Origin of the sequence: Desertibaculum subflavum, from assembly GCA_003576705.1 — a bacterium.
Taxonomy (GTDB): Bacteria; Pseudomonadota; Alphaproteobacteria; order Ferrovibrionales; family Ferrovibrionaceae; genus Desertibaculum; species Desertibaculum subflavum.
In genome coordinates, this window is record QOZS01000016.1 from 93,610 (window position 1) to 108,028 (window position 14,419).

Annotated in this window: 15 protein-coding genes and 1 pseudogene; 10 read left to right on the top strand and 6 right to left on the bottom strand. The window is 69.0% G+C overall.

Annotated elements, in window-relative coordinates; all coding sequences use genetic code 11:
- The first annotated feature begins 50 nt into the window (after positions 1 to 50).
- Together DT074_RS10795 and DT074_RS10800 are read left to right on the top strand one after the other, a co-directional pair.
- Positions 51 to 1,292: an MFS transporter gene (locus DT074_RS10795; protein WP_119419851.1), complete on the top strand. Its 1,242-nt coding sequence runs from the start codon at positions 51 to 53 to the stop codon at positions 1,290 to 1,292.
- A 50-nt stretch (positions 1,293 to 1,342) separates the two neighbouring features.
- Entirely contained in the window at positions 1,343 to 3,580 is a 2,238-nt protein-coding gene (locus DT074_RS10800) for an arylsulfatase (protein ID WP_119419852.1), read from the top strand.
- A gap of 9 nt (positions 3,581 to 3,589) precedes the next feature.
- Here the strand turns inward: DT074_RS10800 and DT074_RS10805 are convergent, their stop codons facing one another.
- The 6 genes from DT074_RS10805 to DT074_RS10830 are packed head-to-tail and all read right to left on the bottom strand — an operon-like array spanning position 3,590 to position 8,891.
- Positions 3,590 to 4,510 carry an allantoinase PuuE gene (locus DT074_RS10805; RefSeq protein WP_368744597.1) on the bottom strand — a complete coding sequence of 307 codons (921 nt, stop codon included), beginning with the start codon at positions 4,508 to 4,510 and terminating at the stop codon, positions 3,590 to 3,592.
- A gap of 13 nt (positions 4,511 to 4,523) precedes the next feature.
- Positions 4,524 to 4,994, bottom strand: a complete 471-nt coding sequence (locus tag DT074_RS10810; protein ID WP_162914807.1) for an ureidoglycolate lyase — start codon at positions 4,992 to 4,994, stop codon at positions 4,524 to 4,526.
- 20 nt (positions 4,995 to 5,014) lie between these two features.
- Entirely contained in the window at positions 5,015 to 5,824 is an 810-nt protein-coding gene (locus DT074_RS10815) for an ABC transporter permease (protein ID WP_368744598.1), read from the bottom strand.
- 4 nt (positions 5,825 to 5,828) lie between these two features.
- Entirely contained in the window at positions 5,829 to 6,719 is an 891-nt protein-coding gene (locus tag DT074_RS10820) for an ABC transporter permease (protein WP_368744599.1), read from the bottom strand.
- Entirely contained in the window at positions 6,716 to 7,747 is a 1,032-nt protein-coding gene (locus DT074_RS10825; protein WP_119419855.1) for an extracellular solute-binding protein, read from the bottom strand. The genes DT074_RS10820 and DT074_RS10825 overlap by 4 nt, the downstream gene beginning before the upstream one ends.
- Positions 7,748 to 7,763: 16 nt before the next feature.
- The gene (locus DT074_RS10830; protein WP_119419856.1) at positions 7,764 to 8,891 is read right to left on the bottom strand and encodes an ABC transporter ATP-binding protein; all 1,128 of its coding nucleotides are present in this window, start codon (positions 8,889 to 8,891) and stop codon (positions 7,764 to 7,766) included.
- Between the two features lie 388 nt (positions 8,892 to 9,279).
- On the opposite strand from DT074_RS10830, the gene DT074_RS10835 reads away from it, so the two are divergent.
- The 8 genes and pseudogenes from DT074_RS10835 to DT074_RS28025 form a co-directional block, all read left to right on the top strand.
- A complete protein-coding gene (locus tag DT074_RS10835; RefSeq protein ID WP_119419857.1) occupies positions 9,280 to 10,029 on the top strand; it encodes a YebC/PmpR family DNA-binding transcriptional regulator in 750 nt (249 codons plus the stop codon).
- A 166-nt stretch (positions 10,030 to 10,195) separates the two neighbouring features.
- A complete protein-coding gene (gene ruvC / locus DT074_RS10840; RefSeq protein WP_119419858.1) occupies positions 10,196 to 10,723 on the top strand; it encodes a crossover junction endodeoxyribonuclease RuvC in 528 nt (175 codons plus the stop codon).
- Positions 10,720 to 11,310 carry a Holliday junction branch migration protein RuvA gene (gene ruvA / locus DT074_RS10845; protein ID WP_119419859.1) on the top strand — a complete coding sequence of 197 codons (591 nt, stop codon included), beginning with the start codon at positions 10,720 to 10,722 and terminating at the stop codon, positions 11,308 to 11,310. Before ruvC ends, ruvA begins: the two co-directional genes overlap by 4 nt.
- The gene (ruvB, locus tag DT074_RS10850) at positions 11,307 to 12,356 is read left to right on the top strand and encodes a Holliday junction branch migration DNA helicase RuvB (RefSeq protein ID WP_119419860.1); all 1,050 of its coding nucleotides are present in this window, start codon (positions 11,307 to 11,309) and stop codon (positions 12,354 to 12,356) included. The genes ruvA and ruvB overlap by 4 nt, the downstream gene beginning before the upstream one ends.
- Entirely contained in the window at positions 12,349 to 12,804 is a 456-nt protein-coding gene (gene ybgC / locus DT074_RS10855; RefSeq protein ID WP_119419861.1) for a tol-pal system-associated acyl-CoA thioesterase, read from the top strand. Before ruvB ends, ybgC begins: the two co-directional genes overlap by 8 nt.
- 3 nt (positions 12,805 to 12,807) lie before the next feature.
- Positions 12,808 to 13,542 carry a protein TolQ gene (tolQ, locus tag DT074_RS10860; protein WP_119419862.1) on the top strand — a complete coding sequence of 245 codons (735 nt, stop codon included), beginning with the start codon at positions 12,808 to 12,810 and terminating at the stop codon, positions 13,540 to 13,542.
- A gap of 1 nt (position 13,543) precedes the next feature.
- Complete coding sequence (tolR, locus tag DT074_RS10865; RefSeq protein ID WP_119419863.1) at positions 13,544 to 14,029, top strand: protein TolR; 486 nt, start codon at positions 13,544 to 13,546, stop codon at positions 14,027 to 14,029.
- Between the two features lie 19 nt (positions 14,030 to 14,048).
- A pseudogene (locus DT074_RS28025) lies at positions 14,049 to 14,419 on the top strand (hypothetical protein); the annotation flags it as partial.

Below are 14,419 nucleotides of genomic sequence, written 5' to 3' on the forward strand. Positions count from 1 at the left end.
CGGCCCGTTATGCTTAATCCCGGGGATTCAATGTCTCATCCGTTTGATTGATGCGCCACCCGTTCATCGACCTGCTCCGCGACGGGCCGGTGCGGACATTATGGGTGGGGCTCGCGACCTCGGCGCTGGGCAGCCAGCTCTATGGTATCGGCATCGTCTGGCTGGCGATCGATATCGCCGGCACCGATGCGGGTTTCGTGCCCGCGGCGGGCCAGGCCGCCGTGGTGTTGATGAGCCTGACCGCCGGCCTGTTCGTCGACCGCCTGCCGCCCCGGGCGACGATGATCGCGACCGATCTCGCCCGTGCCGTGGTGACGCTCACGCCGGTGGTGCTGGCGCTGACCGTCGGGCTCACCATGCCGGTACTGGTCCTCTCGGTCGTCGTGCTGTCGGCGCTGCATTCGATCTTCGATCCGCTGCTCTATGCCGGCGTGCCCCGGCTCGCCCGCACGCCGGAGCGCATCCAGGCGACCAACGGGCTGATCGACGCGACCGTGCGCCTGTCGCGCTTCGCCGCGCCGGTGCTGGCCGGGGCGCTGGCGCCGGTGCTGCCGGTGATCCATCTCCTGACCTTGAATGCGCTGTCCTTCCTGGCATCGGCAGCCGCGTTGTTCAGGTTGGGCAATGCGCTCGACCCGGTGGCGCCGGTCGCGCTGCCGGCCTCGCCCATCGCCCGCATGCTGCACGGCTTCGGCGTGGTCCGGCGCGACCGGCTGATGCGCCGGATCCTCGCCGCCAATACGCTGGCGGTGATGGCCTGGGCGCTCGGCGTCACGCTCGGCATCCCGATGCTGGTGGCGGAGCACCGCAGCGAAGGCGCCGGCGGGCTCGTCGCGGTCGGTCTGCTGCTCGGCGCCTATGGCGGCGCCGATCTCCTGTCCAACCTGATCGTTTCGGCGCGCCGCCCGCGCCGGCCCTGGACGTTCATGCATGCGGGCTATGTCGGCATGGGCATTGGGCTGGCGCTGCTGCCGCCGGCCTTGCTGCTGCCGCCGGAGCCCTTCGCCCTGCCGCTGGCGATGCTGGCGGCGGCGGTGGCGGGTTTCGGCGGGCCGATCTTTTTCCTGCCGATGTCGACCCTGGTGCAGACCCGCTTCGCCGGCATCGACCTCGCCGGCGTGCTGCGGCTGCGCATCTCGCTGATCGCAGGGTCGATGATGCTGGGCAGCGCGGCTGGCACCTGGCTCTTCGCCGGCATCGGCTCGGCCGCGACGGTGACAGGCTGCGGTGCGCTGATCGCGGCGGTCGGCCTGTCCGGCCTGATCTGGCGCGAGCGCGAGGTGGACGGCTGAGCCGGCCATCGTGCTAGAACCGCGACAAAGTGGTCCGGGGGAAACGACCGATGGGCGAGTTCAAAGGCAAGATCGGCAACACCTATCGCGAGTCGACCGGCTGGTGGCCGGAGCGCGCGAAGCCGCCCCAGGGCGCGCCCAATATCCTGGTGGTGTTGTTCGACGATGTCGGGTTCTCAGATTTCGGCTGCTACGGCTCGCCGATCGCAACGCCGACCATCGACCGGCTCGCCGCCGAAGGGCTCCGCTATACCAGCTTCCACACCACCGCGATGTGCTCCACCACACGCGCGGCACTGCTGACCGGGCGCAACCACCATTCCGTCGGCATGGGCTGCCTGGCCAATTTCGACAGCGGCTTTCCCGGCTATCGCGGCAAGATCGCGCGCGAGGCGGGTACCGTTGCCGAAATGCTGAAGCCGCACGGCTATACGAGCTACATGGTCGGCAAGTGGCATGTGACGCCCTTGACCGAGACCGGCTCGACCGGGCCGTTCGACGGCTGGCCGCTCGGCCGTGGCTTCGACCGCTTCTACGGCTTCATGGATGCGGAGACCGACCAATACGCGCCGGAACTCGTGCGCGACAACACCCCGGTCACGCCGCCCGGCACCTACGAGACCGGCTATCACCTGACCGAGGATCTGGTCGACCAGGCGATCCGCTTCATCGCCGACCACAATGCCGACCGCCCGGACATGCCCTGGCTCACCTGGCTCGCCTTCGGCGCGGCGCATGCGCCGCATCAAGCGCCGCGCGAGCTGATCCTGAAATACGATGCGCTGTTCCAGCACGGCTGGGACGCGGAGCGCGAGCAGCGCCTCGCGCGCCAGATCGAGCTCGGCATTGTGCCGGCCGGAACCAAGGTGCCGCCGCGCAACGACTTCGTGAAGGCCTGGAGCGAGCACAGCGCCGACGAGCGGCGCCTGTTCGCGCGGCTGCAAGGCGCCTATGCGGCCATGCTCGATCACGCCGACCGGCATCTTGCGCGGCTGATCGGATTCCTGGAAAGCGCGGGGCTGCGCGACGACACGCTGGTCATCGTCATGTCCGATAACGGCGCCAGCCAGGAAGGCGGCCCGAACGGCTTCGTCAACGCCATGGGCCCGTTCAACGGCAAGCCGGAGCCCATGGACGAGAAGATCCGCCGCATCGACGATATCGGCGGGCCCGATACGCATTCGAACTTCCCGCTCGGCTGGGCCATGGCCGCGAACACGCCGCTCCGCCGCTACAAGCAGAACACCCATGGCGGCGGCATCCGCGACCCGCTGGTGGTCTCGTGGAAAAGCGGCGTGCCGGCGCGCGGCGAGCTGCGCCACCAGTTCGCCCATGCTTCCGACCTGGTGCCGACCCTGCTCGATGTCATCGGCGTCGCGCCGCCGACACAGATTGCCGGCGTCGGGCAGATGCCGCTCGAAGGCGAAAGCTTCGCCGCCTCGCTGAAGGACGCCAAGGCGCCGCCGCGGAAGGGTCCGCAGTATTTCGAGATGTTCGGCCATCGCGGGCTCTGGCACCAGGGCTGGAAGCTGGTCGCCTTCCATCCCTCCGGCAGCCCGTTCGAGGGCGACAAGTGGGAGCTGTTCCATCTCGACCGCGATTTCAACGAGGTCGACGATCTTGCCGAGCGCGAGCCGGAGCGGCTCAAGGCGATGATCGATCTCTGGTGGGAGGTGGCGGCGAAATGCCGGGTGCTGCCGCTCGACGACCGCTTCGGCCCGCGCTTCGCCGAGAACGCGGCGCGCTTCCACGGCGACCGCAAGAAGTTCGTCTTCCATCGCGGCATGGGCCATGTGCCGACCGATGTGGCGCCCGACGTGCGCAGCCGCAGCTACACGATCGAGGCCGACGCGCGGGTCGATGCCGGCAGCGAGGGCGTGCTGATCGCGCATGGCGATGCGACATCGGGCTATAGCCTCTACCTGCGCGACGGCCGCCTGGCGCACGACATGAATATCGGCGGCAAGCATGTGACGGTGGTCTCGGACCGCAAGGTCGAGGCGGGCGACCGCCGGCTCGGCTTCCGCATGCGCAACGTCAAGGGCAGGCGCATCGGCACGCTGTTGATCGACGGCGTCGCCGCCGGCACCGTCGAGAGCGAGATCGGCTTCAACATGCTGATATCGTGGTCCGGCCTCGATATCGGCCTCGACCGCGGCAGCCCGGTCGCCGACTACCCCGCGCCCTTCGCCTTCACCGGCCGCTTGCGCAAGGTGACGGTGACGATGGACGACGACCAGTCGCTCGACGGCGAGGGCGTCGGCAAGGCGGAGATGGCGCGGCAGTAAACGCCGTCGCTACTCGTTCAGCCCCTTGCCCGGATAGGGATGCGTCGCGATCCAGTGGCGGGCGATGTCGAGGCGGCGGGTGATCCAGACGCCGTCATGCTTCATCACGTGATCGAGCAGGCGCTGCAGACCGCTGGCGCGCGCCGGATGGCCGATCAGCCGCATGTGCAGGCCGACCGACATCATCGTCGGCTGCGCAGCACCTTCGGCATAGAGCATGTCGAAGGCGTCGCGCACGAAGCCGAACCACTGCTCGCCCGTGCCGGCCTGGGTCATCATCTTGCCGTCGTTGTTGGTCAGCGAATACGGCACCACCAGATGCGGCTTGCCCGACACCGTGCGCCAATAGGGCAGCTCGTCGTTATAGGCGTCCGAATCGTAGAGGAAGCCGCCTTCCTCGGCGACCAGCCGCCGCGTGTTCACGCTCGGCCCATAGCGGCAATACCAGCCGAGCGGGCGCTCGCCCGTGGTGCGCTGGATGCTCTGCACCGCCTTGCGGATATGGTCGCGCTCCTCTTCTTCGCTGAGCTCCCAGTGCTTGATCCAGCGCCAGCCATGGCTGCACACATCGAAACCGGCATCGCGGATCGCCTGCGCGGCGGAGGGATTGCGCTCCAGCGCCAGCGCGCAGCCGAACACCGTCATCGGCAGGCCGCGCTCGCGGAACAGCCGGGTGAGCCGCCAGAAGCCGACCCGGCTGCCATATTCGAACATGCTCTCGGCGGCGAGGTCGCGGCCCTTCGGGATCTGTGCCATGGCGCCTTCGGTCAGGCCCCATTCGCTGTGGTCCTCGCCGTCCTGCACCGAGGGCTCGGAGCCTTCCTCGTAGTTCATCACGAAGTTGACGGCGAGGCGGGCGCCGTTCGGCCATTTCGGGTCCGGCGGGTTGCCGGCATAGCCGATCAGGTCGCGGTCATAGCCGGGCAGCATGCGGCGCTCCTCTTCAGTCCGGCAGCACGACGTCGAACGGCGTCGACAGCGGCACGAATTCCTCGTCGCCGTGGCTGCCGTCGCGCCACATGAACACGGCGAAGCGTGCCTCGCGGTCCAGCACGGTCAGGCCGTGATGCCAGGTGCCGACATGATAGGTGATGCCCTGGCCTGGGCCGGCGACGAAGGCGCGCGCCCTGGCGGCATCCGGGCCGCCCCCAGGCGCCGCCGGCGCGACGATCACCAGCCAGCGCGCCACGTCGAGCGGCACGAAGCTCTGGGAGGAGAATTCGTGCCGCTCCAGCATGGTCGCCTTGAGCGGCAGCGCCGCCAGCGGCGCGACCCGGCTCATCGACAGGCTCGGCCGCGCGCCCGCGCGGGCATTGCCGAGGCCGGCATCGAAATAGTCGCGGCCACGTTCCGCCGGCGGCGCCAGCACGTCGCCGAAGGGCGCGAAGGCCGCCGCGTTCAAGGGTTCCGCCACGATCCGCATTGTCTGCCCCGTCAGTCCCGCATGCGCCGGGTCAGGCCGACCAAGCGCTCCATGATCAGCATCAGGCCCAGCACGCTCGCCACCATGATGCCCGAAACCGCGGCGACGCGGACGTCCAGTGTGCTCTCCATCATGCCCCAAAGCCGGATCGGCAGCATGTCGCTGCGCGGCCCGGCCAGGAACAGCGAGACCGGTACGTTGTCCATCGAGGCGATGAAGGCGAGGAAGCCGCCGGCCACGATGCCGGGCGCAATGATCGGCAGGGTGACGCGCCGAAGCGTGTAGAGCCAGCTGGCGCCGAGGCTGGCCGAGCTTTCGAGCAAGGCGGGGTCGAGCTGGCTCAGGCTCGCCGAGGCGGTGCGCAGCACGAATGGCACGATGACGACGGCATGGCCCAGCATGATCAGCTCGAGCGAGGGGCGGAGCCCGAGGAAGGTGAAGTACATCAACGCCGCCAGGCCGAAGGCGAGGCCGGGCAGCACCAGCGGCGACATGAAGGCGGTGTCGGCGATGCGGGCGAGGCGCGAGCGGCTGCGCGCCAGGCCGAGCGCGGCGAGCGTGCCGAACAGGATGGCACCGGCGGTGGCGCAGCCCGCCACCCATAGCGTGTTGCCGGCGGCGCGGTGGATCTGGCGCGATTGCGACGCGTCGAACAGCGCCTCGTACCACTTGGTGGTCAGGCCGGGCGGCGGGAATTTCAGGCTCTGGCTGTCGCCGAACGAGGTCAGCAGCACGATCACGACCGGCCCGACCAGGATGGTGAGCGCGACGGTGGCGAGGCCGCCGATCGCCAGCACATAGGAAATGTCGGCGACGCTCATCCGCCTACCCATCGACATGCCTCGCGATCTTGCGGCCGATGAGCGAGATCGCCGCGATGCAGGCGGTGACCGAGATCAGCAGGGTCAGCGCCGCGACCGAGGCGAGCGGCCAGTTGTAGACCACCAGCGATTGCTGCCAGATCAGGAGCGGCAGATAGACCAGCCGCGCGCCGCCGATCACCGATTGCGAGATGAAGGCGGTGGTGGAGCTGGCGAAGACCAGCAGGCAGCCCCCCATCAGGCCCGGAACGCTGAGCGGCAGGATGACGCGGAACAGCGTGCGCCAGCGCAAGGCGCCGAGCGCGGCCGAGGCGCTCATCAGGTTGGGGTCGATCCGGCTCATCACGCTGAGCAGCGGTAGCAGCATCAGCGGCATCTCGATCTGGGTCAGCGCCAGCACCAGGCCGAACTCGGTCTGCAGCAGGCGGAGCGGCGCCGGCGCGAGGCCGAGCGCCATGACCACGCCATTGATCACGCCCTCGCGGCCCAGGATCACGATCCAGGCGAAAGTGCGCACCACGACCGAGGTGAGCAGCGGCAGCACCACGATGAAGAGCAGGATGCGCTGCAAGGCGGGCCGTGCGCCGAGATAGACCAGCGCCAGCGGATAGCCGACCAGCACCGTGGCGCCGACGGTGAGCAGGCCGAGCTTGAGCGTGTCGAAGATCACCTTCCAGTAGAACGGATCGCCCAGGAACTTGATCCACTGGGCGAAGCCGATCCGGGTGATCTGCTCGTCGTCGAAGGCGCTGACCACCGCCAGGATCAGCAGCGGTGCCAGGAAGAAGCCGGTGAAGGCGAGGCCGAGCGGCAGCGCGAGCTGCCACTCGGCGAGCCATCGCCGGCCGCCCGTGCCGGCGGCGTCGAGCGCGCCGCCGGCGATGGCAATGGTCACTTCGCCACTTCCTTGTTGAAGCGCTCGATCCAGCCGGCGCGCAGCGGATTGATCTTGGCCCAGTCGTGCCGCACGAACTTGGACATCTCGTCCAGGTTCTTCATCGGCAGGTCGGACCCGAGCGCCACATCCTTGTTGACCGGCACGAAGTTGTAGGGCGACTTGGCGAGCTCGGTCTGCACACCGGCGCTGATCACCGTGTCGATGTACTTGTAGACGTTCTCCACCTCGGTCGCGCCCTTGGCGATGTGCATGGTGGTGAAGAAGGCGACCGCGCCGGTCTCCGGCTTGGCGAAGGCGATGTCGACGCCGCGGCTCTTCAGGGTCGAGACGGTCTGCGTGTTGGCATAGATCACATCGCACTGGCCCTGCTGGAACAGGCCGGCCATCGCCGCCGGCGCGCCGATGGTGGCGATCTTCGGCAGCACCTTCTTGATCTCGGTGAAGAACGGCTCGACGTTGGTCTCGGAGCCGCCATACATCTTGGCGATCTCGATGATGGAGACGGTGCCGAAGGTGGTCTGGAACCCGGTCAGGCCGAGCCGGGAGACCCAGGGCTCCTTCAACAGGTCGGTCCAGTTCTTCGGCGGCGGCAGCTTCTTCGGGTTATAGGCCATGCCCACCACCTGGGCGGCGACCGTCGCGCCCCACTCGTCGACGAGGCCTTCCGGCAGCTTGCCGAGATTGGTCAGCTTCTTGGCGTCGAACTTCTCGTAGAGGCCCTTGTCGAGGCCCGAGACGCGCGGCCCCGGATCCAGCACGAAGGTGTCGAAGGGCGGCGCGCCGCGCGCGGCCGAGGCCTTGGCGATCTGGTCCACGGCATAGAGCGGCTGCATCTCCAGCTCGACATCCTTGGACGTCTTCAGCGCCGGCACCACGATCTTGCGGAAAGCCTCCTCCCAGGATCCCGGATACATCGCGGCGGTGACGGAGCCCTTGGCAAAGGCGGGCCGCCCCGCCAGCACGAGGCTGCCCCCGGCAGCCATCGCGCCGAGGAAGGCGCGGCGATCGAAAGCAGAGAAGGTCATATCGGCATCCCCTTGTTCAGTTGGTTGCGAGCGGAAAGACGGAGGGCCTGGCATCGGCCCGGAAGCCGCAATGGAGCGCCGCGCCGACCGCCGGCAGGCTGTCGGTCCGGCGGTCGGACAGTTTGATGCCGGCGCCGTCGCGCATGCGCAGATCCAGCACCGCGGTCGGGCCGAGCGGCACCACCAGGCCGACCTGCACCGGCAGGCGATCCGGCGCCGCGGTCGCGTGCAGCTCCAGATGCTCCGGTCGGGCCGAGACCTGAACCCGCATACCGTGCGCGATGCTTGCCTCCACCGGTACGGCGAGCACGGCACCGGCATCCAGCTCGATCAAGGCGCTGCCGCCCTCGCGGCCGATCACGCGGCCCGGCAGCAGGTTGGTGGTGCCGATGAAGCTATTGACGAAGGGCGTGGCGGGGCGGTCGTAGACCGCGCTCGGCGTGTCGTATTGCTCGACCCGGCCCTTGTGCATCACCGCGATGCGGTCGGCGACGCTCATCGCCTCCTCCTGATCGTGGGTGACCAGGATCGCGGTCAGGCCGAACTGGCGCTGCAGCCGCTTGATCTCGATCTGCATGTCGAGGCGCAGCCCCTTGTCCAGCGCGCTGAACGGCTCGTCGAGCAACAGCACGCTCGGCTCCACCGCCAGCGCGCGGGCCAGCGCCACGCGCTGCTGCTGCCCGCCGGAGATCTGCTTCGGCAGCCGGTCCTTCAGCGCCTTGAGTTGGACCACATCGAGGAAGCGGTCGACCAGCGGCGCCCGCGCGGCCCGGCCGATGCCGCGTGCCGCCAGGCCGTAGGCCACGTTCTCCGCCACCGTCATGTGCGGGAACAGGGCATAGTTCTGGAACACGATGCCGACATTGCGCCGGTTGGCCGGCAGGTCGTCGATGCTGCGCCCGTCGACCAGCACGCGCCCGGCGCTCTGCCGCACGAAGCCGGCGATGACCCGGAGCAGGGTGGTCTTGCCGCAGCCGGACGGGCCGAGCAGGGCGGCGATCTCCCCCGCCTCGATGTTGAGCGACACGTCGTCGACGGCTTTCAGCCCGCCATAGCGGTGCACGATGCCTTCCAGGTCGACGGTATTGCCGCGCGCGCGGCTGCCCGCCGCTGTACTGGCAGCCAGCCTGTCGCCGGTGATCATCGCCGTTGCCGTCAACGCGCCCCCCGACCGGGATCTCCCGGCGCGATGCAGCAAGGGGCATGCCATGCCCGGATTGGTGCCGATGGCCGGGCCATGTCGGCGGGCGGTTGCCCGCTCGACAGCAATTGCCTGCAAAGACGTCACATTGTCGGCCGCGAGGGCGGGACGTCGCGCGCGGGCCTTGCCCGGCCCGCCGCCCCGGCTATAACGCCGCCAACCCGCGGCGGAAGCGCCGGCGTGGCCCGCCAGTCGAATTGTTGCCACAAAGCACTGCTAGCGATCCAAGCTCGCGCGCTACTAAATGTGGTATAGATCGCCGGTTTCGGGCCAGATCCCGTCGACGACTCGTGCCCTGGGAGCCTCTCGACCAGCAGGACAGACACGCCCCATGGCAGGCCATTCGCAGTTCAAGAACATCATGCACCGCAAAGGCGCGCAGGATGCCAAGCGCGCCAAGGTGTTCACCAAGCTGATCCGCGAGCTCACCACCGCGGCGCGGAGCGGCCTGCCCGATCCGGCGGCCAATCCGCGGCTGCGCGCCGCCATCATTGCCGCGCGCGCGGCCAACATGACCAAGGACACCATCGACCGGGCGGTGAAGCGCGGCGCCGGCGGCACCGAAGGCGATAACTACGAGGAGATCCGCTACGAGGGCTATGGCCCGGGCGGCGTCGCCGTCATCGTCGAGGCGCTGACCGACAATCGCAACCGCACCGCAGGCGAGGTGCGGGCCGCTTTCTCCAAGCATGGCGGGTCGCTCGGCGAGACCGGCTCGGTCGCCTTCATGTTCGACCGTGTGGGCGAGATCATCTATCCGGCCAAGGTCGGCTCCGCCGACGATGTGCTGGAGGCGGCGATCGAAGCCGGCGCCGACGATTGCGTGAGCGAGACCGAGACCCACCGCGTCGCCTGCAAGGCAGAGGATTTCTTCGCCGTGAAGGACGCGCTGGAGAAGCGCTTCGGCGAGGCGGGCGAGGCCAAGGTCGTGTGGCGGCCGCAGAACCAGGTCGCGGTGGACGAGGAGCGCGCCCAGTCGCTCATCAAAATGCTGGAGGTGCTGGAAGACAGCGACGACGTGCAGAACGTCTACGCCAATTTCGAGATTGCCGACGACGTCATGCGGAAGCTCTCGGCGTGACGATGCGCCTCCGCCCAATAAGCCCTCCCCCGCGCTACCAAGTGGCGTGGGGGAGGGTTTGGGTGGGGGCGGCGCCGGCTTGGCGCAAGGCCACTTTCGCGGCAACCACCCCCACCCCAGCCCTCCCCCACCTTGCTGCGCAAGGCGAGGGAGGGAGTGCCACGTCATGCTCCTGATCGGCCTCGATCCCGGCTTGCGCTCGACCGGCTGGGGCGTGATCGAGGCGCAGGGGAACCGGCTGCGCCATGTGGCCAACGGCGCCGTCACCTCGGACGGCTCGGCAACCCTCGCCGAGCGGCTGCTGCAGATCCATACCGGCGTGGTCGCGGTGCTGCGCGCGCAGAAACCCGACACGGCGGCGGTGGAGGAGACCTTCGTCAACCGCAATCCCGGCTCCACGCTCAAGCTCGGCCAGGTGCGCGGCGTGGTGCTGCTGGCGCCGGCCCAGGCCGGACTGCCGGTGCACGAATATTCGCCGAACCTGATCAAGAAGTCGGTGGTCGGCACCGGCCATGCCGACAAGGACCAGATCCACGCCATGGTGCGCCGGCTGCTGCCGGGTGTCGGCATCAACGGCGCCGATGCGGCCGACGCGCTGGCGGTGGCGATCTGCCATGCGCATCATGCGGCGAGCCTCAGCCGCTGGCATGCGGCGCCCGTCCTCGCCGGAGCCAAGACGGGAGCCTCGGCATGATCGGCAAGCTCTCCGGTGTCGTCGACAGCGTCGGCGAGACCGAGGCGATCGTCGATGTCGGCGGCGTCGGCTATGTCGTCGCCTGCTCGGCCCGCACACTCCGCGACATGCGGCCGGGCGAGCCGGCGCGGCTGCTGATCGAGACGCAGATGCGGGAAGACGCGATCCGGCTCTACGGCTTCCGTGACGCGGGGGAGAAAGCCTGGTTCGGACATCTGCAGAGCGTGCAGGGGGTGGGCGCCAAGCTCGCGCTCGGCGTGCTCTCGGCCTTCGCGCCGGACGAGCTGGCGCGCGCGGTCGCGGCGCAGGACAAGGCGATGCTGGCCCGCGCGCCCGGCGTCGGCCAGAAGCTGGCCCAGCGCATCGCGGCCGAGCTGAAGGACAAGGCAGGCCAGGTCGCGCTCGGACCCGCCGCGGCGGACGTGGTGGCGGTGCCCGGCGCGGCGGGCGATGCCGTCTCCGCCCTGGTCAATCTCGGCTATCGCCGTGCCGAGGCCTTCGCCGCCGTGGCAAAAGCGACACAGTCGAACGGCAATGCCAGCGTGGCCGAGCTGATCCGCGCCGGCCTCCGGGAGCTCGGCCGATGAGCGCGGAGCGGCTGCTCACTTCAAAGAAGCGTGAGGGCGACGAGCTGGAAGCCCAGGTCCGCCCGCAGGTGCTGGAGGATTTCGTCGGCCAGCGCCGCGTGCGGGAGAACCTCAGGGTTTTCATCGACGCCGCGAAACAGCGCGGCGAAGCGCTGGACCATGTGCTGTTCCACGGGCCGCCGGGCCTCGGCAAGACCACGCTTGCGCAGATCGTCGCCCGCGAAATGGGCGCCGGCTTCCGGGCGACTTCCGGCCCGGTGATCGCCAAAGCCGGCGATCTGGCCGCTCTGCTGACCAATCTGGAGCCGCGCGACGTTCTCTTCATCGACGAGATTCACCGCCTTAATCCTGCCGTAGAAGAGATTCTTTATCCTGCCATGGAGGACTTCCAGCTCGACCTGATCATCGGCGAGGGCCCGGCCGCGCGCTCGGTGCGCATCGACCTGCCGCCCTTCACCCTGGTCGGGGCGACCACGCGGTCGGGGTTGATCACGACGCCCTTGCGCGAGCGGTTCGGCATTCCCTGCCGGCTGGAATTCTACGCACCGGAGGAATTGGAAAGCATCGTGCGCCGCGGCGCCCGCATCTTCGGACTGAGCCTGACGCCGGACGGCGCCAGCGAGATCGCGCGCCGCGCCCGCGGCACGCCGCGCGTGGCGGGCCGGCTGCTGCGCCGGGTGCGCGATTTCGGACTGGTCGCCGGCGCCGCCGAGATCGACCGGGCGAAGGCCGATGCGGCGCTGGAGCGGCTGGAAGTCGACCGCCTCGGCCTTGACGCCATGGACCGGCGCTATCTCCGCTGCATCGCCGAGAATTACGGCGGCGGTCCGGTCGGCATCGAGACCATCGCCGCGGCTCTGTCGGAGCCGCGCGACGCCATCGAAGACATCATCGAGCCCTATCTGATCCAGCTCGCCCTGGTGCAGCGGACGCCGCGCGGGCGGGTGCTGGCGGCCGGTGCCTTCGGCCATCTCGGCCTTGCTGCGCCGAAGCGGGGGCCGGAGCAGCTCGGCCTGCTCGAGGACGAGGAAGCGGCCGATGCGTGAACGGCCGACTATGGGGCATATCGAAGGTGGCGAGCACGTGCTGCCCATGCGCGTGCATTGGGAGGACACGGACGCCTCCGGCATCGTCTACTACGCCAACTACCTGCGCTTCATCGAGCGCGGCCGTAGCGACCTCCTGCGCCTAGCGGGCCTGCGCCAGCAGGATATGTGGGACCGCGATGGCGTCGCGCTCACCGTGCGCACGCTCAATCTCGACTATCTGAAGCCGGCCCGTCTCGACGACGAGATCGAGGTCCGCTCCCGCCTCACCGAGCTTCGAGGCGCCAGCATGTCAGCGCTGCAGACCGTCCGCCGCGAGGGGGAGGACCTCGCCCGGGCCATGGTTCGCATCGCCTGCATCGATCGCGCGGGTCGGCCGCGGCGGTTGCCCGCCGAGGTGCGCGCTTCGCTCAACCCGCTCATCGAAACTCAATCCGGGGACAGTTGAGAAATGGATAGGGAAGTTGCCGCGACGCCGCTCGCGGGATCAATGCCGATCAGCGCCGATCTGTCGATCTGGAGCCTGTTCCTGCAGGCCGACATCATCGTGAAGATCGTCATGGTTATGCTGTTCGTCGCTTCGGTCTGGTCGTGGGCCATCATCATCGAGAAGATGCTGAAGCTGCGCCGCGTCGCCCAGGCCGCCGACAAGTTCGAGAACGACTTCTGGTCGGGCGGCTCGCTCGACCAGCTGGCCGACCGGGTCGGCGTGCGCGCCGACCACCCGATGGCGGTGCTGTTCGTCTCCGCCATGCGGGAATGGCGCCGCTCGTCGGAGCGCGGCATCGCCCGCGCCGAAGCGATGATGGGCGGCGTGCAGCAGCGCGTCGCCCAGGTCATGCGCGTCACCATCGACCGCGAGATGGAGCGGCTCGAGCGCTATGTCGGCTTCCTCGCGACGGTGGGCTCCACCGCGCCCTTCGTCGGCCTGTTCGGCACCGTCTGGGGCATCATGAACAGCTTCCACTCGATCGCGCAGTCGAAGAACACCTCGCTCGCCGTGGTCGCGCCGGGCATCGCCGAGGCGCTGTTCGCTACCGCGCTCGGCCTGGTCGCCGCCATCCCGGCGGTGATCGCCTACAACAAGATCACCGCCGATCTCGGGCGCTATTCGACGCGGCTGGAAGGCTTTGCCGGCGAGTTCCAGGCCATCCTCTCCCGTCAGATCGACGAGGAGGCGGCCTGACATGGCGGCGGCGATCCAGAAACCGACGCGCCACGGCCGCCGAAGGCCGCCGATGGCCGAGATCAACGTGACGCCGTTCGTCGACGTCATGCTGGTGCTGCTGATCGTGTTCATGGTGACGGCGCCGCTGCTCACGGTCGGCGTCACCGTCGACCTGCCGAAAGCAGCCACCCCCAACATCAAGGGCAGCGACGAGCCGATCACCGTCTCGATCGACCTTCAGGGACAAATCTACCTGATGGAAACCAAGGTCGAGCTAGACGAGCTGGCCGCCCGGCTGCAGGCGATCGCCAAGAACGACCTGGAGCGACGGATTTTCGTGCGTGGCGACAAAGGCATCGCCTATGGCCGCGTGATGGAGGTGATGGGCGCGTTGAACGAGGGCGGCTTCAACAAGGTCGCCCTGATTAACCAGCTGCCCCAGGGCGGTCCGTCGGGCGGGCCTGCCGGCGCGACGCCGGCGCCGCGCAAGACGGGTTCGCGCTAGGCCAAGGAGCGATCGGGCAATGTTCGACGAGCAGGGCATGAAAACGGCACTCGGCGCCTCCACGGCGCTGCATGTCGTCGTCATCGCTCTCGCCCTCGTCGGGCTGCCCTTCCTGGCGCCCGATCCGCCGTTGCCGGAGCCGCAGGTGATGGTGGTCGAGCTCGCCCCGGTGGCGGAGAAAACCAATCCGCGGCCGGAGCCCGAGAAGGTGGAGGCGCCGAAGCCGCAGCCGGCGCCGCCGCCCAAGGCCGAGGCGCCGAAGCCGGAGCCCAAGCCGGAGCCGCCGCCGCCGGAGCCGCCGAAGGTTCAGCCGACACCGCCGGAGCCCGCGCCGCCGCCGCCCAAGCCCGAGCCGGTCGTGGTGCCGGAGCCGGCCCCTGCGCCGCCGCC